This is a genomic window from Collimonas arenae (assembly GCF_000786695.1).
GTDB lineage: Bacteria > Pseudomonadota > Gammaproteobacteria > Burkholderiales > Burkholderiaceae_D > Collimonas > Collimonas arenae_A.
The window spans coordinates 1,911,810-1,936,049 of sequence record NZ_CP009962.1 but is presented as its reverse complement, the minus strand read 5'-3'; the positions used below and the strand labels follow the sequence as shown (position 1 = coordinate 1,936,049).

Here is a 24,240-nt window from a genome sequence, read left to right as displayed (position 1 = left end):
CCAGAATGGCCGCAGCGGCGATGTCATACACGCCTTCTACAAAATACCCGAGAGATTCATATGCGAATTAACGCGCAAAATCCGAAGTATTCTTGATGAAGGTATTCAGGTTGGCGATGTTCAGGCTACCGAAACCTGTCGTCGCGTCCCAGCCCTTGCCTGCTTTATAGCCATAGGAACTGCTGGCGCCGTTGGTGCCCGAAATGACGTCATGCAGCAAAGAGGCATTGGCAGCCAATGGGAAATACTTGTAGAAGCTGGCTGCCGGGAAGCCCAGCGCGTTGCCGTTGGCCGATTGCAGACGGGCCCAGGTGCCAGTGAAAATCGGCGCTGCAAGGCTGGTGCCGCCTACTGTTCCGGTTTGGCCGTTGTAGTAAATGGTGGCGCCGCTGGCGCTGGCTGCATCAAAAGCGATGTCCGGCAGGCCACGGGTAGTCTTGCCAGCTGTGATCACGCCTTTTTGATAACTAGGCGCAGCTTCGTATTTGCTGAAACCGCCGCCTGTTGCCCACAAGCGCTTGGTCGGATCGGAATCACCCTGGCTGTCGTAGACGCCGATAGGGCTCAGTCCTTCATTCCACACCGTTTCGCTGCTGTATGCACCGGCATTGGTATACAAGGTGGTGCCGCCGACGGCGATCACGTATGGCGAACTGGCGGGCTCGCTGACGTCATAGGTCGATTTGTTTTTCGGTACGCCAGGCGCTCCCGAAATCGAGCTGGTCTGGCAATTGTAGGTACCGGCGTCGCCTGTCGAAATCGAGAAGGTCTGGCCTTGCGCAACAGCTTGCTTGAACACATTATCGTCCGCAGCCTGGGTGCCGTCGCTATGCGTATCCGATTCGCAGCCGCCGAGCGATACGTTGATGACTTTCGCCACGTTGTCCGTCACCGCCTTGTTATACGATGTCGTGATGCTGCTGAACTGCATGTCTGGCGATGCGTAGAAAATCAGTTTCCTGACGCCGCCGGAAGTACCGGTGATGGTCTGGCTGTCCAGGTTCCATTCGACCTGGCCGGAAGTATCGCTATAGTCGCTGCCGGAAGGGCCGGTTTGCACCACCGAAGTACTGACAGTAGCGAGACCCTTGGCTGTCGTGAACGCCTTCAGGTCGGTAATGGTCGGCGTGATATCGCCTTCGGAAATGATGCCGACTATAGTGTTCGAACCGGTTGGCGTGCTGCCTGCGTTATAGATTGCAGGAAATTCCGCGGGGCTATGCGGTGTGGCCACCGGCGTCGCACTTGGCTTGGCCGTGGCTTGCAACCTCGCACTGCCTGCTGCATCCGGCACGAAACGATGGTGAGTCTGGGCGATAGCAACGTTTTGCAGGCCCAGCACCGAACCGACGATACCGCTAAGGGTTGCCGGTACTTGCGCTGCGTCTGTATTGGCGAATACTTTGCGGCCGTCTTGCTGGAAACGTTTCAGCGCAGTGCGAAAGCCGGTTTGCACCGTCGCGGCAGTGCCGTCGGCGGACACCAGCTGGCGATTCGGCGAAACCGAGATATTCACAAAACCGGCTTTGCTCAGATGCGCGACTACTGCGGCGACATCTTTTTCAGTCGGTGCGTATTTTTCAGCGAATTGAGCGGATGTCAGGAATTTTCCGTAGGAAGCGCTGCCTGGCGTACGCAGCTCTTGCAGGAACTGATCGAGCTGCGCTTCGTTGCGCAGGTTCAGGCTCAGCGTCACATGGACCGGCTCGCCTTGCGCCAGCTGCACGGCGGACTCTGCCGGCGTTTGCACGCTGGCGTCGGCAGCCACGCTTTTTTGATTGGCTTGCACCTGCGGCAAAAACGCCTGTGTCTTGGTAGCTACCCAAGTGGTGTTATCCACCACGGCTGCATGCGCGGCCATGGATGCAAACACCAGCGACAGCGCTAACGACAACGCCGTAACCTGGGGAATCTTGAAACTTCCTGCTACTTTCGCTGATGATTCCGATTTCATACTCTTATTCCTCTTGAAAAGAACAGATAAGGGACGCCGTGGCCTTGCATGGTGATCTGCAATGCAAAGATTGATTGGCGCTGGTGTCTGCATCACGGATGGTGATGCAGCGGATAACGAGACTAGTGCGTAACTAGTCCGTTAAGGGGTTGGCGGCAGCGTTAACGCTACCTGTGCCGGAAGATGGGGAAGCTGTACAGCAGCAAATTTCGTCTGGCGACGAATGCAAATGCGGTGATTTCAAATTGAGTCTGGCGCAAATCATGGGACTTCCCTCTTGAGGATAAACGCCGGCATCCATGACTCTTTTGGAGTGGACGCCGCGTGAAAAATCAAAGCTATGCAACCTGTTTCCACAACTTAAACATGTTTTTTCGATGAATCAGAGTAAATCATTTATTTCCAAGTGGCAATATAAAATGTTCTGATATTTTCTTCTATCGAAGCGCATATTTCGTTTGCGCCTTTCGACCGGTGAAAACTATATTTCATCGCGTGCATGGTGATCCATTGCACAAAAACACATCAGCGCCAGCAGCGCTGACAGTTGGAAAAAAAACGTTCCGCCCGCGCGAGCAGGCGGAACAAACGGCGGGAGCACCGAGGATATTGGGCCAGACAACGTCTCCATAAACGCTTGCTTTATTTCCGTAAAAAACCGGAAGGAATCTTCTCCTGAAGCAGATCCCAAGCAAACAATTTACTATTTAATATTTATCTATTTTTTAGGTGTCGCAAAAACACAAATCAGGTACGTAAATATCAAATTTATGTTTCTATAACATTTACAGCCCTATGAAAACCATCTCATAAACATACAGGTCTGTATAGTTTTGTTGGGCCAATAATATGACAGCTGTTTGCACAAGTAAACAAAATTTATTAGAACGTTTTATCTTCTTCAAATCATTTAGTTGGCATCTGATAAAGGATTAATGTGCACGCCGTCATTTGAATGTCAAATATTGCACCGGATAATTGATGCGCCTGGAATGCGGCCGCAGGATTGGAGGAATGCTGTTTTCGCTGATGATTCGATGGAATATGCCCGCGTTTTGAGGGGTTAATGCGGAATTGATGCGCGTTTTGCGGATCGGGATGAAATGGTGTTCCCGTATCCTATGGCTGATTATTTTGAAAACCAAATGTCATACGATGGCGGCAATCCGCTCGCACGTGTTACATACCGACAGCGATTTATTTTGCCAGCCGCGCAAAAAATATCGAGCGCGGCAAAGTCGCCCACAATGTCGCTCCGACAATCAGGCCGCCGCCGACCCAGGACAAGAAGCTGAGCTGCTCGCCCAGCCAGAATACGGCAAACAAAGCGCCGAATAACGGCTCGCTTCCCATCAGCAAGGAAACCCGCGTTGGATCACTTTGCCGCACACCATAATTCTGTGCAAAAAAGGCAAAGATGGTGCAAAACAGTACCAGGTACAAGGTGCAGATCCAGAAACCGGAAGCGCTCGGCAACGGCGGCAACCCATTCCGCATGAACAGGGCTGCAATCAGAAAGCAGCCTAGCCCGACCACACCCGATTGCACCGCCGTCAAGGCCAGCGTCGACATGCTCTTGTTGTGCGTCAGGCGCTTGGTCATGCATACCATCAAGGCGCGCAACAAAGCCGCGGCCAGTATCAGGCCGTCACCCAGGTTGAGTGCCAGACTACCGCCATAGGTGAGTAACCAAGTGCCGAAGAGCGATACGAACGCCATCAGGAAAGCGCTTCCGCTCGGACGCCGCGCCATCACCAGCCACTCGACGAAAGGCGTAAAGACAACAAACAAGCTGATCAGGAAAGCGGCGTTGGACGCCTTGGTTTGGGCCAGGCCAAAAGTTTCGCATATAAATATGGCAAGCAAGATCAGCCCCAGCGGCAGCCCGGCGCGCAACGCTGCCCTGCCTTGCGGTTGCGCCAGTTGACGCAAGCTCGGCAACAATAGCAAAAAAGTTATGCTGAAGCGCAGCGCCACGAAATCTAGCACCGGATAGAAAACCAGTGCCTGCTTGGCCACGCCATAACTGGTGCCCCAGACCACGGCGACCAGCAATAGCAGCAAGTCGGCGATCCAGATTTTTTTTGAGGAGAAAGTAGGGAGTGATTTTGTCACTTGGTTTTACGCGGACTGGTGTCGGGCATGGAGGCTTATTATGTTTTATTTGGACAAATACGATAATCTGTCAAATCGGAACAACTCTTGTACCCAACTGGAATAAATGAGCAATCATCGATACATCAAGCTGATGCCGGACATGGCCGTGTTTGTGCGTGTGGTCGAGACCGGCAGTTTCTCCGCTGCAGCGCTGGAACTGGGCATGACGCCATCGGCCGTCAGCCGCCAGGTATCGCGCCTGGAGCAGGCGCTGGCGGTCCGGCTGCTGGAACGCACCACGCGCAAGTTGCGCCTGAGTGAATCCGGCAGCGAGACTTTCCTGCGCTGCCAGGACATGGTCAACGCCGCCAGGGCGGCGACGGAAGTCGCGGATAAATTCGTAGCGCTGCCGCGCGGACTGCTTCGGGTCGGCATGCCGAAAGCGTTCGGCAAGTCGGTAGTCGCGCCACTGATACCCGGCTTTCTTGCGAAATATCCGCAAATCGATATGCAGTTGATCCTTAACGACCGACAGCTCAACCTGATCAACGACGATGCCGACCTGGTGATCCATATTACCCAGCACCCAACCGAAGGTTTGGCGGCGCGCCCGCTGATGTCGGTTGAACAAGTGTTATGCGCCACGCCGGCATACCTGGCGCGCCATGGCACCCCGCGCCAGCCGCAAGACTTGTGCGGCCATAGCTGCCTGTCGCTGGGAGAAAATCCAGGCGATGCCGACTGGCGGTTCTTGCGCAAGGGCGAGGCCACCATCGTCAAGGTCAGCGGCCGCTACGTCGTCAATCACAGCGAGGCGCGGCTAGCAGGCGTACTACAGCATCTGGGCATCGCTTGCCTACCTTATTTCACGGCACGCAGCGCGCTCGAACAAGGCTTGGTGAAAGCACTGTTGACCGACTGGGAATTTGTCTCCGCCTACCAGGGCACTGCGTATATACAATATCTGCCGACGCGCTATCTGGCCCCTAAAATGCGCGTCTTCATCGACTATCTGGTTCAGCATCTGGAAGCTGACCTGAAACCATCGGCCCGGCAACGGCTGACGGCAAACCCGTGAAGCGCTCTCATCGCAGCAAACGAATTCTGCTGCTGGCTTGCCTGTATGGCATCGCCAGCGCCTGCATTGCGCAACAGGTCGTGGTCGATACCGGCCACACTACCGAACATCCCGGCGCAGTCGGGCACTACGGCAAGCGTGAATTCGACCTGAACCGGCAACTGACGACCGCCCTGATCCAGGCCTTGCGCGTGAAAGGGTTGAGCGTGACCGATGTCGCGGCAAGCGGTTCGCCGGCATCTCTGCAAGCGCGCACCAAAGCAAGCAACGGCGCGGCGTTGTTCATCTCCATCCATCATGACTCGATGCAGCAAGCCTGGCTGGATGCCGGCAGGAGCCGTGAATTTTCGGGTTATGCGCTGTTCGTTTCCGCCAGCAAGCCGCACTATGCACGCAGTCTCGCTTGCGCAAAAGACATCGGCCACGCTATGCAGGCGATCGGCGAACATCCGTCGCTGTACCACGCGACGCCGATTCCCGGTGAAAACCGGCCCTTGATCGACCGCGCTTTAGGGATTCACCGCTTTGACGATCTGGTGGTATTGAAAACCGCGGAATCGCCGGCGCTGCTGCTTGAGGTCGGAGTACTGGCTAATCCCGACGAAGAGGCGCGCCTGGCGACGCCGCAATTTGCCGATCGCGCGGCAAATGCGATTGCCGACGGCATCCGGCAGTGCTTGCCGTCGCAGCAATAACACCCTGCTTCACGCGACTTCGGTTTCTTCAGCGTTGACGACAACCTGAGACTGACGCAATGCCGGTGCATGGTGACTACCGAGAAAGCCGAACACCACTGCCGCCGAGAGCACCGTGATCGCCGCCAGGATATACAGCAGGAGATGAAAGGCGTCGCCGTAGCTTTGCATCAGCAACGCACGGCTGGCATGCGGCAGCAATTGCAATGCGTGCGGCATATCTCCCATCGCCAGCCGCTGTGCTGCTTCGGCCATCTGCGGCGCAGCGGCCGGATTTGGCGTCAAGCCACGCAAACGGGTGTGTACCAGCGCAGCAAGAATTGCCGCCACTATCGCCAGCGCCACGCCCTCGCCTGCTACCCGCGTGGTGCTGAAAATGCCAGCGGCCATGCCGGCGCGCTCTTTCGGCACTACGCTGATCGCCAGGCCATCCATCAACCCCCACGGCAAACTGATGCCGAAACCTATGGTCAGCATCGGCAGCAGCAACAGAGCAGCCGGCTGGCCCGGCCCGAATTGCGCCAGCCATGCCAGGCCGGCGGCACAGATCAGCAAGCCTGCGCCGGAAATCACGCCGGCTGAAATCCAGCGCGTCAGCATGCCGGCGATAAACGGCACAATCAGCATCGACGCAGACAAGGCCACCATCATCTGCCCCGCCTGCATGGCGCTGTAGCCTTCAATGCCGATGAACCGGATCGGTAGCAATACTTGCAGCACCACATAGGAATAGGCGGGAGCCGCCGCCAGGAACTGGACGCCGACGAAACGCGGATAACGAAACAGCGACAAGTCCAGCATCGGCCGCCGCACCCGGTTCTCGATCATGACAAAGGCGACCAGTAACAGCAGCGCGGCGCCAAGCAGCAACAGCGTCAGGCGACTGCTCCAGCCGGTTTCGGGAATCCGCAGCACGCCATAAGTGAATAAGGTCAGGGCCGCAGTGAAGCTGATGGCGCCGGGCCAGTCAAGCCCGCTGGCGCCAGGGTCGCGCGACTCCCTGACGCAACGCAAGCCTGCCACCAGCGCCAGCGCCGCAATCGCCGCCACCCCCAGGAATATGGAGCGCCAGCCGAGACTGTCGATCATGGTCCCCGCCAGCACCGGTCCGAAAGCCAGGCCGACGCCAAAGGTGGTGCCCAGCAAACTGAAGGCGCGGGTCCGGGCATGGCCGTCGAATTCTTGCGCCAGTGTTGCCATTCCACCCGAAAAAGCCGCTGCGCCAGCCACTCCCTGCAGTGCGCGCAATACATCTAGCCAGACGATATCGGGAGCCAACGCCAGCGCCAGAGAACTCAGGGCAACGCCGGCAATGCCGCCGATGAACAAACGCTTGCGTCCATAGGTGTCGGCCAGCGCGCCAGCCGCCATAAGGCAACTGCCGAAGGCCAGCATGAAGGCATTAGTGATCCAGTTAAGCGCTATCGGGCTGCCGCCGAGCGCCTTGGCAATGGCCGGCATCGCTACCGCCGGACCGGTGAAACTGAGCGGCATCGCCAGGGCTGCCAGGCAGACTGCAGCCAGCACCAGAAATGGCTGGCTGGGCCGCTGAGCAGCGTATTGTGCGGTGAGTTCAGGGGTGGAATTGGTCATGTCGGCATCCTTTTCAGATCGAATGAGATGAATGATATAGTGGCTTTAATCATCGATAAATCATGCATATGTCCAATATATACGGACAAAATGTCGTCAATAAGGAGTCAAAATGGATAGCCTGAGTGGACTCGCCGCCTTTGTTCAGGCCGCCGAAACTTCCAGCTTTGTCGCCGCCGGCCGCCAGTTGGGCGTATCGGCTTCCGCTGTCGGCAAGAGCATTGCGCGGCTGGAAGCAAAACTCGGGGTGCGTCTGTTTCACCGCAGCACGAGGCAGATCCGGCTAACCGACGAAGGCACGCTGTTTTTCGAGCGCTGCAAAGGCATCCTGGACGATATCGAGGATGCGGAAAACGCGTTGCTGAAATCGACCGAGGCGCCACGCGGCCGCCTCAAGATCAGCTTGCCGGCGATCGGCTACCGGCTGCTGACCCGGCAATTATCGGCATTCATGCAAACCTATCCGGAAGTCGAACTGGATCTCGACTTCAGCGACCGCATGGTCGACGTGATCGAAGATGGATTCGATGCAGTGATCCGCAGCGGCAGCTTGCCCGACTCGCGCCTGATGGCGAAAAAGCTATGGCCATACAATTTTGTGGTCTGCGCCTCGCCCGAATACCTACGCCGCCACGGCCAGCCGGCACAGCCGCAAGATTTGCTGCAACATGCTTGCCTGCGCTACAAATTCCTGGCCAGCAGCAAGCTGCAAGACTGGGCCTTGCGTCAACCGCCTGGCGTTCCCGAGTTGCGAATTCCCGCCACCCTGACCTGCAATAACATCGAGGCCTTGCTATCCGCTGCAATCAACGGGCTCGGCCTGGCCTACCTGCCTTCGTTCGTGGTGCAAGATGACTTGATCGAAGGCCGCGTGCGCAGCGTGCTCGACGACTACGCGATTAGCCATGGAAGCTTCTCGATCCTGTGGCCGTCTAGCCGCCACATGCTGCCGCGGCTAAGAGTTTTTGTTGATTTCCTGAGCAAGAACTTACAGCAGCAGGACTCCGGAAAATAGCCAACGACAGCGGCGGCTACCCACGATGCCGCACTACGAAATCGCGCAAAGCCGGATCGCGCAGCTCGAACAAATCGAAGAGGCCAAGCGCATCGAGCGCCGCTAGCGCTCCAGCCATATGCGCCTCGGCTTCCTCGCGTCTGGCGACAGTTGCAGAGGGATCGAGGAAAACCCTGGCGTTCGCCAGGAATGCGCCGACCGTGCCTTTGCGCACGATAGTGCCGTTGAATTCGCCGCTGTCTAGATGATCGGGGAGTAAGTCTTCTGCGCGCATGATGGGCTTTCGTAAGGGAGGAGACATCAGTATCCGATATCTCCCTTGGCGCAGCTTGCTCGGCCAGGCCATAATGTATCGCATGCACGCCACCAATCAACCTCTGATAGATCCACACCGCAGCAATATGCATGACGGGCCGAGCGTCATCGCGATGGTTTGCCGTAGCGCCGATTTGCGCGATACGCCGCGTCATAGCCACGCTCGCGGCCAGCTCATCGCCGCCAACAGTGGCTTGCTTACCATCGATACCGATACGGAACGACTGGTGGTGCCGCCCAGTCATGCGGTCTGGGTACCATCCGGCAGGCTGCATAGCCTGCGTTCGCACGGTCCGTTTGATGGCTGGAGCGTCTACGTATCGCCTTCTGCGGACGTGGTTCTTCCAGGGCAAGCATTGGTGATGCGTATTTCGTTCCTGTTGCGCGCAGCGGTACTGCGCGCCGCCGGCTGGTCCGACACTCTCATGCCGGATGCAGCCCAAGCACGGGTGCTATCCGTGATCCTCGATGAAATCGCCGGCCTGCCAAGGGAAAGGCTGGCGTTGCCGTTACCCTCAGAACGGCGCCTGAAGAAGATCGCTCAAGCCATCGCCGACGATCCGGCTGACAGCCGCACCCTGCCGCAGTGGGCGGAATGGGCGGCTATCGCTCCCAGAACCCTGACCCGGCGCTTTGCTGCCGAAACGGGCATGCCATTTTCAGAATGGCGTCAGCGGGCTCGGCTGATGCGAGCGCTTGAATTGCTGAGCGCCGGACAATCCGTGACCAGCATCGCCATCGATCTCGGCTATGACAGCCTGAGCGCCTTCATTGCCATGTTCCGGCGCACGATGGGCGTATCGCCCAGTAAATACCTGGTGGACCGCGACCGTAGCTTGTAGCTCAGTACTTACCTAGCTCCGCCATCGGCGTGCGATACGTTTCTTTCGCCGTCGCCGCCGAAATCGCCGCGATCACGGCGGTAAGGCTGACGAAGACAGCCACCGGCATCCAGCCGTTTGCGCCCGCCCCCTGGATCGCCGCGCTGATGGTCGGCGCAAAACCGCCCAGGCCGAAGCCGATCTGGGTACCTATCGCCATGCCAGACAAGCGCACCCGCGTATTGAACATTTCACCGTAGAGCGAAGGCCAGACGCCATTGGCCGCGCTATAGACCACGCCGGACAACAACAAGCCGAAAGTGAAGATGAGCGCAATATCCGCCTGGTGGATACTCCACAGGTAAGGCCAGACCAGGACTGCCGAACCGAGCGCGCCGAAGATGAACACCGGTTTGCGGCCGATGCGGTCGGACAGGATCGCGAAAGCCGGGATGGCTGCCAGCGCCACCACGTTGGCCAGGATCAACACCGTCAGCATGGTGGCGCGCGGAATGTGCATGGTATTGACCGCATACGATAGCGTGAAAACGCTAAAGATCGTACTGACCACCGAGATCAGCGCTGCGAAGATCACCCGCAGCAAAGCTGCCTTATGTTCGCGGAACAAGACGGCAATCGGCAGCTCGTCCGATTGCTGGGATTTTCCGTCATTGAATGCGGGCGTTTCGGGCAAGGTGCGGCGCACCCAGATACCGACCATCACCACAACCGCACTGAGGAAAAAGGGGATCCGCCAGCCCCAGGACAACATCTGCTCTTCCGGTAATGCAGAAACCGGCAAGAACACCAGGGTCGCCAGGATCAGGCCGGCCTGGGTGCCGCTCAAGGTAAAGCTGGTGAAGAAAGCGCGGCGATGCGCAGGCGCATGCTCCAGCGTCATCGAATTAGCGCCCGCCTGCTCGCCCGCTGCCGACACACCCTGCAACATCCGCAATACGACCAGCATGATCGGCGCAGCGATACCGACCTGGCCGTAAGTCGGCAACAGGCCGACCAGGAAAGTAGAAACGCCCATCAGCAGCAGGGTAAACGTGAGCACTTTCTTGCGGCCGTATTTATCTCCTATATGGCCCAGCACCACGGCGCCGATCGGCCGCGTTATATAAGCCACGCCAAAGGTGGCGAACGCCGCAATCGCAGCGGTTGCCGGGTCGAATGAAGGAAAGAATATCTTGCTGAACACCAGCGCGGCGGCAGTGCCGTAGATAAAAAAATCATAATACTCGACAGCGCTGCCTATCCAGCTGGCCAAGGCCGCCTTGCGCGATGAGCGGGTCGACGTTGGGGTCGGAGCCGCTGCGGCAGCGGCCTGTGTGGAAATCTGTTGCGTTACAGTAGATGGTGACATGCGATCCTCGATGATCTATGGATGTATATGCGGTTTCTATAAAGAAGGCAATGCTCTTAGAACCGGTGCAGAATGCCGGCCTGCAGGCCGATCAGGCTCTTGCCGTTGATATCGGCTCCGGCAAGATTGGCCGTGGGTCCGGCTGAGCCGCTGAAACGAAAGCCAGCGTTGGCGTCGTTCTTCATGTAGTTGGCGAAACTGTAAAGCGTGGTGCGCTTGGATAAATCGTAGTAGCCGCCGACATTGCCGCCCTGCGCGCCCGCGCCGCCACCGGAACTATCCTTCATCACGCCGTACAAGGCTCCAATACGCAGTTGAGGGCTAAGGCGGTAATCGGCTGAAACCTGGTAAATGTTGTACATGCGTTGCACATTGGCGTTATTGCCGGAAAACGCATTGTTCGGAATACTGACGTTATTGAGAATCGCTGCGGCATTGTTGCCATTGGCGTTACCGGTGACGTTATTGCTGCGCACATAGGCGAAGTAAAGCTTGCCGCCGCCGTAATCGTAATCGGCATAGAGATTGTGATAGACCACCTTGTCGGCAAACGCAGCCTGCGCCGCCGGCTTGGCCCACAGGCCGGCATAACCGGCTCGGTAAGGCCCGTTGCTGTAGTCTACGGCGAGCTGATAAACGCCGCGCGCGCCTACGCTTTCACTGGCGGTTTCAGTCATCGCGTAATGAGCATCCAGCTGGAAGCCGGCCATGCGCGGCGACTTGTAGGAAATATCGTTGTCGTAGCGCGACGGCACGCCGAAACTGTTGATAAGCGAGCCGTAGGTGGTGCGCTCGGTATAGTCGATGGCGCCACCGATAAAAAATATCGCCGTATTCTGGCGTCCGACGCGGAACTCGCCGACCGGCGTGTTCATGCCGATCCATGCCTGGCGGTCGAACAGGCGGCTGGCATCCGCAGCTGCGCCCGTGTTGGCGTTTAAGCCTTGCTCTAGCGTAAACTTGGCCTGGTATCCATTGCCCAACTCCTCGACGCCGCGCAAGCCAAGACGGCTGCGCAGGATGGCGCCGTCGTTCAGACCGGTGACGCTGGCGCCGCTGCTGCTGTGGATGTAGCCCAGATACTGGTCGATATCGCCATACAAGGTAACGTTGGGCTCCGCTTGCGCAAAGACGGAACAGCCGGCAAGACTGCAGGCGGCAAAGATCTTTCTCTTCATGACATCTCCATATGATTTATTTTTATGTTTGACTGCAAGACGCGTCTCAGGTTGAGTGCGCCATGGTTGCTCCCGAGTGTTTAGCGAAGCGGGAGCTCTTCGTGATGCGTATCGACCGTATCGACGCTAGCCGCTTTACGCGCTTTGCCAAGACGCGCATTGGCCTGGCGGCGGGGATAAGCGCCATCAGAAAACAGAGCGGATTTCGGGTGTGAGGTCATGCTGTCTCCTTCTTTAAGCCGCATTGTTTTTTGTTATTCGCGGCTGTTTTTATGATTGTTATGATTGCCTGGCAACTACGCCATGGTCGGGTGATCCGCCGTCGGCTGTCGCACCTGCAGGCTGCGTCGCAGCACTTGATCGGTCACCCACTTGGCGGCACGATGCGCGCGGCGGGCAACGATCTCGGGCGACAGCTGCAAATAATCGTCATTGAATACTTCGAAGCTGTAATCGCCACGATAACCGCCGCGATCCAGCCGGCGCAGCAAGTCGGACAGCTCTTTCGAATGCGCGCCCTCTCCCGGAAATACGCGCAGATGGCGTGCTGTTTCCAGCCGCTCTTCGGCGCTGCGGATATCTCGCCACATGAAATCGGACAGCTGCACCATGGCGATCTTGTGGCTCGGTATGTCCGTCAAGCCATCAAAGTCGGCCTGATTGGCCAGCATGTGAAAGGAGTCGATCACCACACCCAGGTTGGCATGATCCGCCAGCTCGACCGCTTCCCAGGACTGCATATATTGATTGACGTGACGTCCCCAGGACAAGGCTTCATAACCGATTCGCACGCCAAGCGGCACCGCCAGCGTCGCCAGTTTGGCCAGGTGCTGCGCGATCAGCGGCAACTCTCCGCTGGCATGGCTCGACGTACTTGAACACACCATCAGCAGAGGCGCGCCGACGGCCCTGCACAGTTGCAGCAGATTTTTGGCGATATCGAGCTTGTACTCGTGCAAAGCGCCGGACAAGCCTTCAAAATCGCGCATCACCTGGATGCCGGTAACGCGAACGCCGCTGGCTTTCACCAGCCGCACCGCTTCTTCCAGGCCGCCCGCATGACCTGCCAAGTCCTTGGCCCACAACATGATCTGCGAAAATCCTGCCGCCCTGGAAGCCTGCAGTTTGGATTCCAGCGGACCCGCCATCGTAATGCTGTCCATACCGAAATGACTGAGATTCATATCGCCTCCAAGGCGCGGAACACATCCGAGGACACGCCCGGAAAACCGAATAGCTCCAGGTACAAAGGCGATTGTTCGATCATCATCTCCCTGCCTTTCTGGATACGGCAGCCGCGCCGCTGCGCTTCCAGCAGCAAGGACGTCATCTCGATTTTCATGCCGCAATCGGCAACGATGCAGGCGGGATCTATGCCTTGCAGGTCAAGCGGCAAGGGATCGCCGGCATACATGCCGAGCGGGGTCGAATTGACTATCAGGTCGTAGCCTTCGGCCTGCGGCTTGCCTATCACCACCCGGGTGACCGGGAAGGCCTGTTGCAAGCGTGTTTGCAAGGCAATCGCCTGCGATAAACGGTTATCGTAGATCGCCACATGGCCGATGCCGCGTGCAGCGAGCGCAGCCGCGACCGCACAGCCGACGCCGCCGCTGCCGACCACCAGCGCCCTGGCCCGCGGCCAGTCGAACGGGGTGTCGCCACAGGTGCGGTCGAAGGCGCGGATAAAGCCTTCGCCGTCGATCAGGTCGCCCACCAGCGCCTGACCATCCGCTGCCCGGTAAATGGCGTTGCAAGCGCCGGCCAGCGCTGCGCGCGTCGTTGGCAGGTCCACCGCCGCCACGCTCATCGGCTTGTGCGGGATCGAGACAAAGATGCCGCCGACATTCTCCGCCGCCATCAGCATGCGCACCGCCGCGATATACGCATCCGGCGCGATCTTGAACGGCACTACGCGGGCGTCGATGCCTTGCTGTTTAAAGTAGGCGTTGAACAGTGCCGGCGCCTTGACTTGCTCTACCGGCCATCCGATCACCGGAAAAATGCGGGTAGTACCCGAAATCTCAAGCATGTTGCGGCTCCCGCTGGCTGACCACCAGTTCGAAACTGACGCCGCCTTTGTAGAGCTGCGTCAACGCACCCTTGGCGCTGACTTGCGCCGATTCACGGTCGATGAAAACGATGCCGCGTTGCTTCAGTTGCCGCACTGCGTCCAGCACATCCGGCGTGCCGAGGCCCACGCGGATCAATTGCTCATCCCACTGCAAACCGGCAGCGCCGTCAGGCGGCTCCACCAGTTGCAGATAAAAACTGTGGCATGGACTTTCCAGCAAGACGCCCTTGGGCAGCACACCGAAATAACGGCCTTGCGGCAGCGGCCTGAAGTCCATCAGCTGCTGGTAGAAATCGATCCATTCGGGAGAACGATCGCGGCCGATGGCTTGCACCACGCCGAAGAAATGCATCCCGGCCAGCGCCGGAGGATTCGCAGGGGCGTTGGAGATCGGCTTGAAGTCGACGTCGTAAATGGAAAAATCGCGGAAACGGTCGACAAAATACAGGATCGAATCACCTGCTCCATGCACCCCCGGGATATTCAGTTCCATCACGCCGGCGCGGGTCTGGATCGCCCAGGCGCCACTCTCGATTGCGTGGCGATAAGCGGCGTCGGCGTCGCGCACCCGCAATGCAATTGCGCTGATAACGGTTGCCTGTACTTCCGCATCGCTCTGCGGCAAAGAAGCGGGATCGGCATTGACGATCACATTCATCGTCCCTTGCCGGTACAAGGTGACTTCGCGCGAACGATGGCGCGCAGTTGGTACGAACCCGATTTGCTCCAGCAAAGCGCCCAGCGCGAGCGGCTGCGCTGTTGCATATTCGATAAATTCAATGCCGTCTATGCCAAGCGGATTATTCGGTTCCGGATTGTGTTCTTGCGCAGTCATGCTGGTCCTTGGCTGAAATAGTCAGGCCCAGTATAGGAAGCCGCGCCAGTGAAAAACAGAGCGTAAAACCTGTTATATTGCGCTAATCGCGCATCCTGCGCGATTAGCGCGCATTTTTGACATTATCTGCAGATGAAAAAACCGGAATTGCTGGAAGTCGAAGTCGCCAAGCGCGACTTGATCGACGGCCTGATCAAAGGCATCGACGTCATCACCGCCTTCAACGACGACACCGTACGCCTGACCGCCAGCGAACTGGCGGAAAAGGTAGCGTTGAGCCGCAGCGCGGCGCGCCGCTATCTGCTGACGCTGGTGCATATCGGCCTGGCTGCGACCGACGGCCGCAGCTTCTGGCTAACGCCGAAAGTACTCAACCTGGGACGCTCGTACCTGGATTCGGCGCGCCTGCCGCGCGCCATCGTGCCCTTCCTGCAGCGCCTGACCTTGCAGTTGCAAGAGTCGACCAACTATTCGGTGCTGGAGGGCGACGACGTGGTGTACGTCAGCCGCGTCAATGCGCCCCGCCTGCTGACCACGGGCTTCGAACCGGGGACGCGTTTGCCTGCCTATACCTCGACCGCCGGCCGGGTGCTGCTGTCGGCGCTACCGGACGCGGAGTTGCAGGCCTACCTGGAACGCATCGAGCTGGTCGCCTATACCCACCTGACCATTCTCGACAAGCAACAGCTGCTGCGCGAATTGCTGGCAATTCGCGTAGATGGTTTCGGCGTTACCGAAAACCAGTATGAAATCGGCCTGCGCGGCATTTCGGTGCCGATCAAGAGCCGGCGCGGCACGCTGATCGGCGCCTTGAGCGTATCCATGATGATTTCCAACAGCTCGCGCGCGGAAGCGACGGCACGTTGCGTGCCGGCGCTGCAAGCGATCGCCAACACCTTGATGATGTGGGTCTGACAAGGGCACTGCACTCAGGTGTAAAGAGTCACTCTCGATGCACTGCTTGAAGAATGGCTGAGCCGATAAACCTGCAGTGCAGCTGACAAAGCTACGCATCATGCGGCCCTCCTCAATTTCTGTTGATGCTTGCAAAGATCCCTATCGCGGGTTCTATGAAAACAACTTTTCAAATTGATCCTTCTGCATATCCGCGCGGGTGGTCACCTCGACCTGGACGCCGCCAGGCGTGCGACAAAAGAATCGCGATCCACGTGAATTATTAAAGATCTCCGTCTCCATGCGGACGCCACCTTCCAGGAATTCCTTATAGAGAGCATGGACGTCATCCAGGCTGTCGACCTCCAGGCCGAAATGGAAGCCTTCCGGCCAAACCGGGATCTCTTCCGCCACGTGTTGCAGAACAATGTCAAAGCCATTCAGCTTGAGCAGGCAACTCTCTCCAGCAACGGCCACCTCGCAGCCGAGGTATTTTTCGAAAAACGCCGTCGTCTCGGCCACGTTGGTTGTGGGAAAACTCAGGTGGTTCAGCTTTGCTTCTGTATGGATATTCATGATGATCTCGCAGACGGGTTTAAATACGGAGTAGATGGAGATACCGCTGTCCGGCCCCTGCGACGCAGCGCCGATCGTGCGACTCTCCAGGGTTTTTATTTTACGAGTAATTACTCGTCTTCAAAACTCGCATTGAGTTCCCTGCCCGTCTGCAGCTCGCGCCATAGGAAAGGCGGAATATCTCCGCCGCACCAGCCTGGGCGATTACTCGCTTTTCGACACCGCCTTTATCTTTCCTGCGATTTCAAGGCTGACGATCCACGATCCCTAAGTATCCGAACAAGGCGCGGCCAACTCGGAACTCCAGAGCTTCGCGGTCTACTTCTCCGCGCTCTCCGGCTGCATCGACGATGGCGCGCACGATGGCGATGAGATCGCCAGCCGCTATCTCGATGTTCGGCTGCGGCGGAATATCCTCATGGGCCAGAAGCTGTTGAATCAATTCACTCATGGCAGTGATGAATGGCGCCAGTTCTTTGGCAATGGGAGGGCGGTTTTCCTCGAAGTCGAGCAAACGGGCGAGCGTCGGCCGACGCAGTTGCTGATGAACGGAGGCGGTAATCAGATGCTTCAATCCCCTCTGGCCCGTTGGCTCGTTCAGCGCGCCTTCAGCCTCTGCAAAAAACACGGCGCGCTCACGCTGGCAAAGAGCGACGATAATCGCATCCTTGCCGGGAAAATACTGATACAGGGAACCGACGCTAACACCTGCGCGCTGCGCGACGTAATTGGTATTGAGTCCATCCAGGCCCTTGGCTTCAAGAATGCGGGCTGCCGCTTCAAGGATCGTGGCAACGGTTTGTTCGGCGCGCGATTGCTGCGGAATCTTGCGCGGCTTTAATGATTGGCGTTTCTTTGTCGCCACGGAGTCACCTATTAAAAAGCGAGTAAGAGCTCATATTACACGGACTGCCAGATGGCGTATTTACAAATTTGTCTGCGCATCTGACTATCACGCTCTATGCCATGTAGTCGCCGCAGAATCGGTTGGAGCGTAAAAGCCGGCATCGATTTTTTACGTATTTTTTACATGCAGATCATTCCTTTTTAGAGAATCTTTACGTGTTGGCTGCTAATCTGTAACTACCAAAACGACCAGTAGAACCTATCTATGAATCCGGTAATTTCAGCAGCATCGACCTGGCATTTCTCATTGCTTCCAGAAACAGCATCACAAAAAGCGCAAGCACCTTCCTTGCCTTTCCCGCTCCGCCTCAAGCGTCACAAAAATCCCACTCCGCAAAAAGAATGCATGATGCTGATCACCGTCGATACCGCATCAGTTTCCGACTTGCGCCGTGTAATCGTCAGCACCTGCGGCGACCTCATGATCTACATGCGCGTCAAGCCGGTGGAACATGCCAGCAAAATGAAATTCTGGCTCTGCCTCAACAAAAAATCGATCGACTCCGTCATCGGCAACATCATGCGGGTTCTGCCGCAGGCAGAATTCGGCCGCATTACGCCGATGCTTCCGGCATAAACGCCACTCCCCCGCTTTCTATTGCGGAACACATTCTCAACTCTTATTGAAATCAGAACATCATGACCACCTTTGAAGGTATCTGGGTTCCTCTCGTCACGCCCTTTCGTCAAGGCAAGCTGGATCTCTACAGCGCACAGCAACTGGCAGTCAGCCTATCCAGCGCCGGCATCCACGGCCTGGTAGTCTGCGGCACCACAGGCGAAGCGGCGACCTTGAACGAGCATGAACAAGACAAACTGCTGTGCGGTGTGATGGAAGCGGTACAAGGCCGTTGCCCTGTGGCGATGGGCATCAGCGGCAGCGACACCCGCGCCGTCGCCGAAAAAATAAGCCACCTCAATGCGCTGCAACCGGCTGCTTTCCTGGTCTCGTCACCATCGTATGTGCGACCGTCGCAAGAAGGCCTGCGCTTGCATTTCGAAGCAGTCGCCGCCGCTGCGGATAGCCCTGTCATCCTGTACAACATTCCTTCGCGCACTGGCGTCAACATCGAACCGAGTACCGTAATCGCGCTGGAGCGCCAGCCAAACATCCTCGCCATCAAAGAATGCGGCGGCAACCTGGCGCAAACCATGGAACTGGTTCATCACAGCAGCCTGAAAATCCTGTGCGGCGACGACGCCATGCTGTTCAACACGCTCTGCCTTGGCGCCCACGGCGCAATTTCCGCTGCCGCGCATATCCGGACTGACCTGTTCGTGCGCTTGTTTGAACTCGTGCGGGCCGGACAGATAGAGCGCGCGCGTACCTTGTTCAAGCAATTGCTACCGGTAATACAACTGCTGTTTTCGGAACCGAATCCAGGGCCGGTGAAAGCCGCGCTGGCGCTGCAAGGCCACATCCAGGACGAATTGCGCTTGCCGATGACACCGATGTCGGCGGTAGGCCGCGTCAAACTGGCCCGCGCGCTGGATGAACTGATGGCGCTGCCGTTCGCAATGAAAATAGAAAAATCCGAATTTTCCGTCAGCAGCAAGGCCAGCGGAAAATCAAGGCAGCTGGGCTTGGTGAGATGAGCGCTTCATGATCCTGACTATCGCTTCTGAACATGTAGCCACCACATCCTCCGATATCGCCGATTCATTGGCGGCCTCTCTGGCGCGGCGGCGGGCGCGCGCTGGCCGTAATGTATTGCTGGTCTATCAAAATCCGGCGATGACGCCAAAGCAGGACACTACGACCGACTGGCTAGCGACGGAAATCAAGACCGGCGCGGAGATCCGTACGATCACCGTCAACGATATCGGCGTTGAACTGGCAGCAGCCAAAAGCCGCTATCACGACATCCTGGTCCATCTGCCGAAACGCCCCGACGCTGGTTCACATACCGTGCTGGCGGGCGCTGACCTGGCTTTGTTCGCCATCCCGGCCGATGAGTCGCATGGAGATAGCCAACTCACCGCCAGCGTCTATGCCGCCAGCATCCGCAATCCAGCCTTGCAATTGCTGGTGCTAACCGAAGACAATGCTGCCGGCCGCAGCATCATGTCGGCGCTGGCAAAAAAAATCGCGCATATCCGCTTCAGCAATCTTTCTGCGAAAAGACGCGACGACGTCACAATCAGCGCCCTGTACCACGTCATTTACGCAAACTGCGCGGCGACTTGCGCTTCATAAACGGTGGCTGTTTTCCACCGTTAAGCGCAGTGAATGATTCTCTTTTTGCATGTCAATTCGGCTTTTGCGACTGGGGAATTGTTCTTGCCTTGTTCTGTGATTAGCCGACAGATGCGCTACCGCTCCCAATCAGCTTGCAGCCGCATTCAGTTTGACAATCATCTACCGCCACCGGGACCCCGCCCACGGTAAAGGTAGGGTGATCATCAAGAATGATGCTTAGGTTGAATCTGCCATTGCATTCGAGACATACGCAAAAAAGCCGCAGCATCCAAATGCCACGGCTCTCACTGCCAAATCAAAGAATTACACGACCTTGTTGGTCGACAGATCCCAGCCGCCGGACGTGTTGCCGCCGGAGCCGCCACCGATTTTTTGCTGGGTGTACTTCCATTTGACCTTGGAGTATTTCAGACTGACGGACTCGTTGAGAACATCGCCTTCTGCGACGGATGGGGTCACGTCGGAAATCAGCACGTTGGACAGCTCGATTTCAAAATACTTGATGCGGTCGCCTTTGCCGTCGGCGCGCAGGAATTCGAACTTGGCGCTGTCGATGGTCTTGCCGGAAGAGCAGTTTTGCAGCAGCAGCGGCGAAGCCAGGTCAGCGATCTTGGTGATCACGATATCCTTGTGCTCGCAACGCTCGGCAGTGTGGCCGCCGCCGGTCGATGCCGTGGCCGATTTCGGTTGCAGCACTTCCCATTGCACCGATTTGCATTCGATCCAGTCTTTATGCGCGCCGTCGGTCGACTCGCCTTTGATGCCGCTAATTTGCAGATATACGTCGATTGCCATGGTGATTCCCCTTATTCAATTAAGTTGAGACATTGCGGCCGCCGGCCATAGCTGTGCATGGCAAAACAGAAGCTTCTGTCTAGAAAATAATACGAGTACGGCACTGCTATAGATACTGGCATGCCCTTCCTATACTGCGGAACAAGGACAGAGGGCAGTCGGAAGGTAATACGGATGACCGCAACAATAACTCTACACTCAACCTACTTGCCCAATTGCAAATAATTGTGAAGTTGGTTACGGCAGTCTGTTATTGCCAGAACGCAATATTATCATTATTCAAATCTGGCAATTGGTCAAATTTGGCGTCTGTACGGTTTTTTTACAAAATCCGCATACAGCGCATCCGGCGAATGCTTAGGGAGACAATGCACAAAATATCTTCATATTTAATATGTGGCTAAAAACAACGCTTGGCATCGAAAGTTGTCAGAAAATAGGCCATCAGCCGCATGTGCGGCGGCCGAATTAACATAACCACAACACAACGTGCACCGCAGCGGATAACAACAAGCTTGATGATCAAACCGCCTACTAACAGGTATTTTGTAAAATTAGCAATATTTCTACACATGCAACGCTTGCAAAAAAAGCTTGATACGTGTCCAATCGCCTTATGAAAATTTCCCCTGCACTCCCCATTTGGTCCATCGCGGCCCCGATCGCCGGCTGGCTCTTGCTTGGCGGCGCCAGTTTTAATTTCGGTGGCTTCTACACATTATTACTGGTTGCAGGCTTGCTCGGCAGCGTATTGGCGGCCGTGTACCACGCCGAAGTCGTAGCGCACAAGGTCGGCGAACCTTACGGCACGCTGGTGCTGGCGTTGGCGGTAACGCTGATCGAAGTAGCGTTGATCGTCTCGCTAATGCTGGCCGGCGGCGAAGAAACCACCGGACTGGCGCGCGACACCGTATTTGCCGCCATCATGATCATCCTTAACGGTATCGTCGGCATCTGCCTGCTGGTTGGCGCCAGCCACCATAAAGAGCAGAGTTTCGGCTTGCTGGGGGTGAGCGCCTCGCTGGCGACGCTGGCGGCGATTGCTGTGTTGACGCTGGTGCTGCCCAATTACACGTCCAGCGCGCTGGGGCCGTTCTACAGCAAGAGCCAGTTGGCGTTTATCGCCATCATCTCCCTGATCCTGTACGGGACTTTCGTGCTGGTGCAGACCGTGCGGCATCGCGATTATTTCCTGCCGCAGGAAGCGGTTGCCGACGAAGACGTGCATGCGCCGCCGCCATCTGGCAAAGTGGCGGCCGTCAGCGCCGGTCTGCTGCTGGTATGCCTGGGCGCAGTGGTGTTGTTGGCCAAGTCGCTGGCGCCTGCCCTGGAGACCGCGGTCGCCAGCATCGGCGCTCCCAAGACGCTGGTTGGCATCATCATCGCTGCAGTAGTATTGTTGCCGGAAGGTTTGGCGGCAGTGCGGGCGGCACGCGCCAACCGCTTGCAGACCAGTCTCAACCTGGCGCTGGGCTCTGCGCTGGCGAGTATCGGGCTAACCATTCCGGCGGTAGCGATCGTTTCGCTGACCACCGGCCTGACCTTGTCGCTCGGCCTGGACATCAAGTCGACCGTGCTGCTGCTGCTGTCATTCATCGTCGCCACCCTGTCGCTGGGTACTGGCCGTACCACTGTGATGCAAGGTACCGTGCATCTGGTGATTTTTGCGGTGTATTTGTTTACAACGATTGTTCCCTGATTAAACAAAGAGCTTTGCTCTTCGCGCTATCGCGGCTTGGATTGATACAATCCAAGCCGGCTGGCTTGCAATGCCCTGAAACAGACCAAACCTCTCCGCCCGGCCTTCCGACCTTCCCGATTTCTGCACTAACTCGCAGCATCAACGCGACAGCCTTGGGCTTGTTTCTTTTCTAGCACCAGTTTGGTGCTCAGCTTCCGCACCAAAATCAGATCTCACCAAATTCGGGCGCAAACCCGGGGCGCGAACCTGCGCCAGCATTATTCAAATCCAAATTTCAGCGGCGAAATCGACGCCACGCGCCTTGCCATGCGATTGGCATGCATTCTGCTAAAGGGATGCTGTAGTCGCTGCATCCCGGCCCCATGCCTGCTGCCCTGAGGCGCGCTGCTTTCTTCATTCGTTTGTTTGTACTGATTCTGTAGTTTGCTTTACTGCTAACGCATAGTTCAAAGAGTCTAAATAGTTCATCATCCACAGGGAGAAAAGATCATGTCACGTCGCACCATTTTGAAAGCCACCGCACTCGGCGCTTTCGCCCTTGCCGCCAGTTCCTGGCTGCCATCTGCGTTTGCTGCGGACACCATCAAGGTCGGCATCCTGCACTCCTTGTCCGGCACCATGGCAATTTCCGAGACCTCGCTGAAAGACGTCGCCTTGATGACCATCGCCGAGATCAATGCCAATGGCGGCGTACTGGGCAAGCAACTGGAACCGGTGGTGGTAGATCCAGCCTCCAACTGGCCGCTGTTCGCCGAAAAGGCGCGCCAGCTGATCTCGCAAGACAAGGTCTCGGTGGTGTTCGGCTGCTGGACTTCCGTATCGCGCAAATCCGTCTTGCCGGTATTCAAAGAGCTCAACAGCCTGCTGTTCTACCCGGTGCAGTATGAAGGTGAAGAACTTGAAAAAAACGTCTTCTACACTGGCGCCGCGCCGAACCAGCAAGCGATCCCCGCCACTGAATACCTGATGTCGAAAGAAGGCGGCGGCGCCAAGCGCTTCGTGCTTCTCGGCACCGACTATGTCTATCCCCGCACCACCAACAAAATTCTGCGCGCCTTCCTGCACAGCAAGGGCGTCAAGGATAGCGACATCGACGAGGTGTACACACCGTTCGGTCATTCCGACTATCAAACCATCGTCGCCAATATCAAGAAATTTTCGGCAGGTGGTAAAACCGCAGTGATCTCCACCATCAACGGCGACTCCAATGTGCCGTTCTACAAGGAATTGGGCAATGCAGGCCTGAAAGCCACCGACGTACCGGTAGTGGCCTTCTCGGTCGGTGAAGAGGAATTGCGCGGGGTCGACGCCAAACCGCTGGTCGGCCATCTGGCGGCCTGGAATTACTTCGAATCAGTCAAGAATCCGGTGAATGCGGCTTTCATCAAAAAGTGGAAAGCCTATGCGCTGGCCAAGAACCTGCCTAACGCCAGCACCGTGGTCACCAACGATCCGATGGAAGCGACGTATGTCGGCATCTACATGTGGAAGCAGGCAGTAGAAAAGGCCAAGTCGACCGATACCGACAAGGTGATCGCCGCCATGTCCGGCCAGAAATTCAAAGCGCCGTCAGGCTATGAACTGGAGATGGACGCCACCAACCATCATCTGCACAAACCGGTGATGATTGGCGAAATCAAGGCAGACGGCCAGTTCAACGTGGTCAACAAAACCAAGACCACGATCCGCGCCCAGCCATGGAGCCCATACATCCCTGGCAACGAAAGCAAACAAAAACTTTAAAACCGACCAAGCCAGGGCCATTGAAGTTGCCGTTGCTTTTGAAGTTGCCGTTGCTTTTGAAGCCCGCATGCGGACGTTGCCAAATGTGGCGCGTGACAGTCGGGAATTATGGGACACATGTTTGAGCGAAGCGAGTTTGTGTTCCATCCGACTGGCAGGCGCCCATTTGGGGACCTGACCGAAGGCAACGGCTGTGCGGTCGCCTTTCTTTGCTTACTTTCTTTGGCGAAGCAAAGAAAGTGAGCGGCTGCCGGGCCGCCCCCGGCTTGCATCCACGGAGTTGCAAACGTTTTCGAATGCTACCGAACGTACTCAGTGGCCCGTTAATTGGGGTCAGAGTAATTTTCGGCGATAAGACTGCCGAAAAAAAACTCTGACCCCAATTAACTGCTTCTTCTGGTGG

General features: G+C 57.0%; 24 protein-coding genes. 10 read left to right on the top strand and 14 right to left on the bottom strand.

All coding sequences use genetic code 11. The annotated features are described in order from the left end of the window. Positions 1-67: 67 nt before the first annotated feature. Together LT85_RS08815 and LT85_RS08810 are read right to left on the bottom strand one after the other, a co-directional pair. Positions 68-1,954 (bottom strand): S53 family peptidase, encoded by a 1,887-nt coding sequence (locus LT85_RS08815; protein ID WP_052134928.1) that lies wholly within the window; start codon positions 1,952-1,954, stop codon positions 68-70. A 1,197-nt stretch (positions 1,955-3,151) separates the two neighbouring features. Next, entirely contained in the window at positions 3,152-4,069 is a 918-nt protein-coding gene (locus LT85_RS08810; RefSeq protein WP_038487568.1) for a DMT family transporter, read from the bottom strand. 106 nt (positions 4,070-4,175) lie between these two features. Here LT85_RS08810 and LT85_RS08805 point away from each other — a divergent pair, with 106 nt between their 5' ends. Together LT85_RS08805 and LT85_RS08800 are read left to right on the top strand one after the other, a co-directional pair. Beyond that, entirely contained in the window at positions 4,176-5,129 is a 954-nt protein-coding gene (locus tag LT85_RS08805) for a LysR family transcriptional regulator (RefSeq protein WP_038487565.1), read from the top strand. Next, positions 5,126-5,824, top strand: coding sequence for an N-acetylmuramoyl-L-alanine amidase family protein (locus LT85_RS08800; RefSeq protein WP_253273702.1), 699 nt, complete (start codon positions 5,126-5,128; stop codon positions 5,822-5,824). The genes LT85_RS08805 and LT85_RS08800 overlap by 4 nt, the downstream gene beginning before the upstream one ends. A gap of 9 nt (positions 5,825-5,833) precedes the next feature. On the opposite strand, the gene LT85_RS08795 is transcribed toward LT85_RS08800, so the two are convergent. Beyond that, positions 5,834-7,417, bottom strand: a complete 1,584-nt coding sequence (locus tag LT85_RS08795) for an MFS transporter (protein ID WP_052134924.1) — start codon at positions 7,415-7,417, stop codon at positions 5,834-5,836. A gap of 112 nt (positions 7,418-7,529) precedes the next feature. Here LT85_RS08795 and LT85_RS08790 point away from each other — a divergent pair, with 112 nt between their 5' ends. Further along, positions 7,530-8,432, top strand: a complete 903-nt coding sequence (locus LT85_RS08790; RefSeq protein ID WP_038487562.1) for a LysR family transcriptional regulator — start codon at positions 7,530-7,532, stop codon at positions 8,430-8,432. Positions 8,433-8,448: 16 nt separating this feature from the next. Here LT85_RS08790 and LT85_RS08785 read toward each other — a convergent pair whose 3' ends face one another. Continuing rightward, a complete protein-coding gene (locus LT85_RS08785; RefSeq protein WP_038487559.1) occupies positions 8,449-8,706 on the bottom strand; it encodes a hypothetical protein in 258 nt (85 codons plus the stop codon). A gap of 82 nt (positions 8,707-8,788) precedes the next feature. Here LT85_RS08785 and LT85_RS08780 point away from each other — a divergent pair, with 82 nt between their 5' ends. Beyond that, a complete protein-coding gene (locus LT85_RS08780; RefSeq protein ID WP_253273701.1) occupies positions 8,789-9,589 on the top strand; it encodes an AraC family transcriptional regulator in 801 nt (266 codons plus the stop codon). 1 nt (position 9,590) lies between these two features. On the opposite strand, the gene LT85_RS08775 is transcribed toward LT85_RS08780, so the two are convergent. The 6 genes from LT85_RS08775 to LT85_RS08755 form a co-directional block, all read right to left on the bottom strand. Beyond that, positions 9,591-10,937 (bottom strand): MFS transporter, encoded by a 1,347-nt coding sequence (locus tag LT85_RS08775; protein WP_038487556.1) that lies wholly within the window; start codon positions 10,935-10,937, stop codon positions 9,591-9,593. Positions 10,938-10,993: 56 nt separating this feature from the next. Further along, entirely contained in the window at positions 10,994-12,115 is a 1,122-nt protein-coding gene (locus tag LT85_RS08770) for a porin (RefSeq protein ID WP_038487553.1), read from the bottom strand. A gap of 80 nt (positions 12,116-12,195) precedes the next feature. Next, positions 12,196-12,336: a hypothetical protein gene (locus LT85_RS26490; protein WP_156117474.1), complete on the bottom strand. Its 141-nt coding sequence runs from the start codon at positions 12,334-12,336 to the stop codon at positions 12,196-12,198. 75 nt (positions 12,337-12,411) lie between these two features. Beyond that, positions 12,412-13,299, bottom strand: coding sequence for a sugar phosphate isomerase/epimerase family protein (locus LT85_RS08765; protein ID WP_038487550.1), 888 nt, complete (start codon positions 13,297-13,299; stop codon positions 12,412-12,414). Next, the gene (locus LT85_RS08760) at positions 13,296-14,144 is read right to left on the bottom strand and encodes a shikimate dehydrogenase family protein (RefSeq protein WP_038487547.1); all 849 of its coding nucleotides are present in this window, start codon (positions 14,142-14,144) and stop codon (positions 13,296-13,298) included. The genes LT85_RS08765 and LT85_RS08760 overlap by 4 nt, the downstream gene beginning before the upstream one ends. Continuing rightward, positions 14,137-15,021 (bottom strand): 4-hydroxyphenylpyruvate dioxygenase, encoded by an 885-nt coding sequence (locus LT85_RS08755; RefSeq protein WP_038487544.1) that lies wholly within the window; start codon positions 15,019-15,021, stop codon positions 14,137-14,139. Before LT85_RS08755 ends, LT85_RS08760 begins: the two co-directional genes overlap by 8 nt. A 132-nt stretch (positions 15,022-15,153) precedes the next feature. Here LT85_RS08755 and LT85_RS08750 point away from each other — a divergent pair, with 132 nt between their 5' ends. Beyond that, positions 15,154-15,936, top strand: a complete 783-nt coding sequence (locus tag LT85_RS08750; protein ID WP_038487541.1) for an IclR family transcriptional regulator domain-containing protein — start codon at positions 15,154-15,156, stop codon at positions 15,934-15,936. A 153-nt stretch (positions 15,937-16,089) separates the two neighbouring features. Here the strand turns inward: LT85_RS08750 and LT85_RS08745 are convergent, their stop codons facing one another. Both LT85_RS08745 and LT85_RS08740 read right to left on the bottom strand, forming a co-directional pair. After that, complete coding sequence (locus tag LT85_RS08745) at positions 16,090-16,491, bottom strand: VOC family protein (protein ID WP_038487538.1); 402 nt, start codon at positions 16,489-16,491, stop codon at positions 16,090-16,092. 244 nt (positions 16,492-16,735) lie between these two features. Next, on the bottom strand, positions 16,736-17,356 hold the full coding sequence (locus LT85_RS08740) for a TetR/AcrR family transcriptional regulator (RefSeq protein WP_038487535.1): 621 nt from the start codon (positions 17,354-17,356) through the stop codon (positions 16,736-16,738). 387 nt (positions 17,357-17,743) lie between these two features. Between LT85_RS08740 and LT85_RS08735 the strand changes: the two genes are divergently transcribed. The 3 genes from LT85_RS08735 to LT85_RS08725 all read left to right on the top strand — a co-directional run bounded on the left by LT85_RS08735 (position 17,744) and on the right by LT85_RS08725 (position 19,594). Continuing rightward, positions 17,744-17,974 (top strand): hypothetical protein, encoded by a 231-nt coding sequence (locus LT85_RS08735; RefSeq protein ID WP_253273700.1) that lies wholly within the window; start codon positions 17,744-17,746, stop codon positions 17,972-17,974. A gap of 62 nt (positions 17,975-18,036) precedes the next feature. Then, a complete protein-coding gene (dapA, locus tag LT85_RS08730) occupies positions 18,037-18,993 on the top strand; it encodes a 4-hydroxy-tetrahydrodipicolinate synthase (RefSeq protein ID WP_038487532.1) in 957 nt (318 codons plus the stop codon). A gap of 7 nt (positions 18,994-19,000) precedes the next feature. Continuing rightward, positions 19,001-19,594, top strand: a complete 594-nt coding sequence (locus LT85_RS08725) for a hypothetical protein (RefSeq protein WP_038487529.1) — start codon at positions 19,001-19,003, stop codon at positions 19,592-19,594. Between the two features lie 100 nt (positions 19,595-19,694). Here LT85_RS08725 and LT85_RS26485 read toward each other — a convergent pair whose 3' ends face one another. Continuing rightward, positions 19,695-19,865 (bottom strand): PAAR domain-containing protein, encoded by a 171-nt coding sequence (locus tag LT85_RS26485; RefSeq protein WP_156117473.1) that lies wholly within the window; start codon positions 19,863-19,865, stop codon positions 19,695-19,697. A 35-nt stretch (positions 19,866-19,900) separates the two neighbouring features. Further along, a complete protein-coding gene (locus LT85_RS08720) occupies positions 19,901-20,392 on the bottom strand; it encodes an Hcp family type VI secretion system effector (protein ID WP_038487526.1) in 492 nt (163 codons plus the stop codon). 616 nt (positions 20,393-21,008) lie between these two features. On the opposite strand from LT85_RS08720, the gene LT85_RS08715 reads away from it, so the two are divergent. Together LT85_RS08715 and urtA are read left to right on the top strand one after the other, a co-directional pair. Continuing rightward, complete coding sequence (locus LT85_RS08715) at positions 21,009-22,091, top strand: calcium:proton antiporter (protein WP_038487523.1); 1,083 nt, start codon at positions 21,009-21,011, stop codon at positions 22,089-22,091. A 492-nt stretch (positions 22,092-22,583) separates the two neighbouring features. Beyond that, entirely contained in the window at positions 22,584-23,837 is a 1,254-nt protein-coding gene (gene urtA, locus LT85_RS08710) for an urea ABC transporter substrate-binding protein (protein ID WP_038487520.1), read from the top strand. Positions 23,838-24,240 lie beyond the last annotated feature (403 nt).

Bases quoted from the DNA above. Each gene is read 5' to 3' on its own strand.
- LT85_RS08715 (WP_038487523.1), top strand. From the start codon at position 21,009: ATGAAAATTTCCCCTGCACTCCCCATTTGGTCCATCGCGGCCCCGATC.
- LT85_RS08720 (WP_038487526.1), bottom strand. From the start codon at position 20,392: ATGGCAATCGACGTATATCTGCAAATTAGCGGCATCAAAGGCGAGTCG.
- LT85_RS08745 (WP_038487538.1), bottom strand. From the start codon at position 16,491: ATGAATATCCATACAGAAGCAAAGCTGAACCACCTGAGTTTTCCCACA.
- LT85_RS08760 (WP_038487547.1), bottom strand. From the start codon at position 14,144: ATGCTTGAGATTTCGGGTACTACCCGCATTTTTCCGGTGATCGGATGG.
- LT85_RS08780 (WP_253273701.1), top strand. From the start codon at position 8,789: ATGCACGCCACCAATCAACCTCTGATAGATCCACACCGCAGCAATATG.
- LT85_RS08790 (WP_038487562.1), top strand. From the start codon at position 7,530: ATGGATAGCCTGAGTGGACTCGCCGCCTTTGTTCAGGCCGCCGAAACT.
- LT85_RS08725 (WP_038487529.1), top strand. From the start codon at position 19,001: ATGATCCTGACTATCGCTTCTGAACATGTAGCCACCACATCCTCCGAT.
- LT85_RS08785 (WP_038487559.1), bottom strand. From the start codon at position 8,706: ATGCGCGCAGAAGACTTACTCCCCGATCATCTAGACAGCGGCGAATTC.
- LT85_RS08775 (WP_038487556.1), bottom strand. From the start codon at position 10,937: ATGTCACCATCTACTGTAACGCAACAGATTTCCACACAGGCCGCTGCC.
- LT85_RS08750 (WP_038487541.1), top strand. From the start codon at position 15,154: ATGAAAAAACCGGAATTGCTGGAAGTCGAAGTCGCCAAGCGCGACTTG.
- LT85_RS08755 (WP_038487544.1), bottom strand. From the start codon at position 15,021: ATGACTGCGCAAGAACACAATCCGGAACCGAATAATCCGCTTGGCATA.
- LT85_RS08735 (WP_253273700.1), top strand. From the start codon at position 17,744: ATGATGCTGATCACCGTCGATACCGCATCAGTTTCCGACTTGCGCCGT.
- LT85_RS08765 (WP_038487550.1), bottom strand. From the start codon at position 13,299: ATGAATCTCAGTCATTTCGGTATGGACAGCATTACGATGGCGGGTCCG.
- LT85_RS08805 (WP_038487565.1), top strand. From the start codon at position 4,176: ATGAGCAATCATCGATACATCAAGCTGATGCCGGACATGGCCGTGTTT.
- LT85_RS08815 (WP_052134928.1), bottom strand. From the start codon at position 1,954: ATGAAATCGGAATCATCAGCGAAAGTAGCAGGAAGTTTCAAGATTCCC.
- LT85_RS08770 (WP_038487553.1), bottom strand. From the start codon at position 12,115: ATGAAGAGAAAGATCTTTGCCGCCTGCAGTCTTGCCGGCTGTTCCGTC.
- urtA (WP_038487520.1), top strand. From the start codon at position 22,584: ATGTCACGTCGCACCATTTTGAAAGCCACCGCACTCGGCGCTTTCGCC.
- LT85_RS26485 (WP_156117473.1), bottom strand. From the start codon at position 19,865: ATGCTGCGGCTTTTTTGCGTATGTCTCGAATGCAATGGCAGATTCAAC.
- LT85_RS08795 (WP_052134924.1), bottom strand. From the start codon at position 7,417: ATGACCAATTCCACCCCTGAACTCACCGCACAATACGCTGCTCAGCGG.
- dapA (WP_038487532.1), top strand. From the start codon at position 18,037: ATGACCACCTTTGAAGGTATCTGGGTTCCTCTCGTCACGCCCTTTCGT.
- LT85_RS26490 (WP_156117474.1), bottom strand. From the start codon at position 12,336: ATGACCTCACACCCGAAATCCGCTCTGTTTTCTGATGGCGCTTATCCC.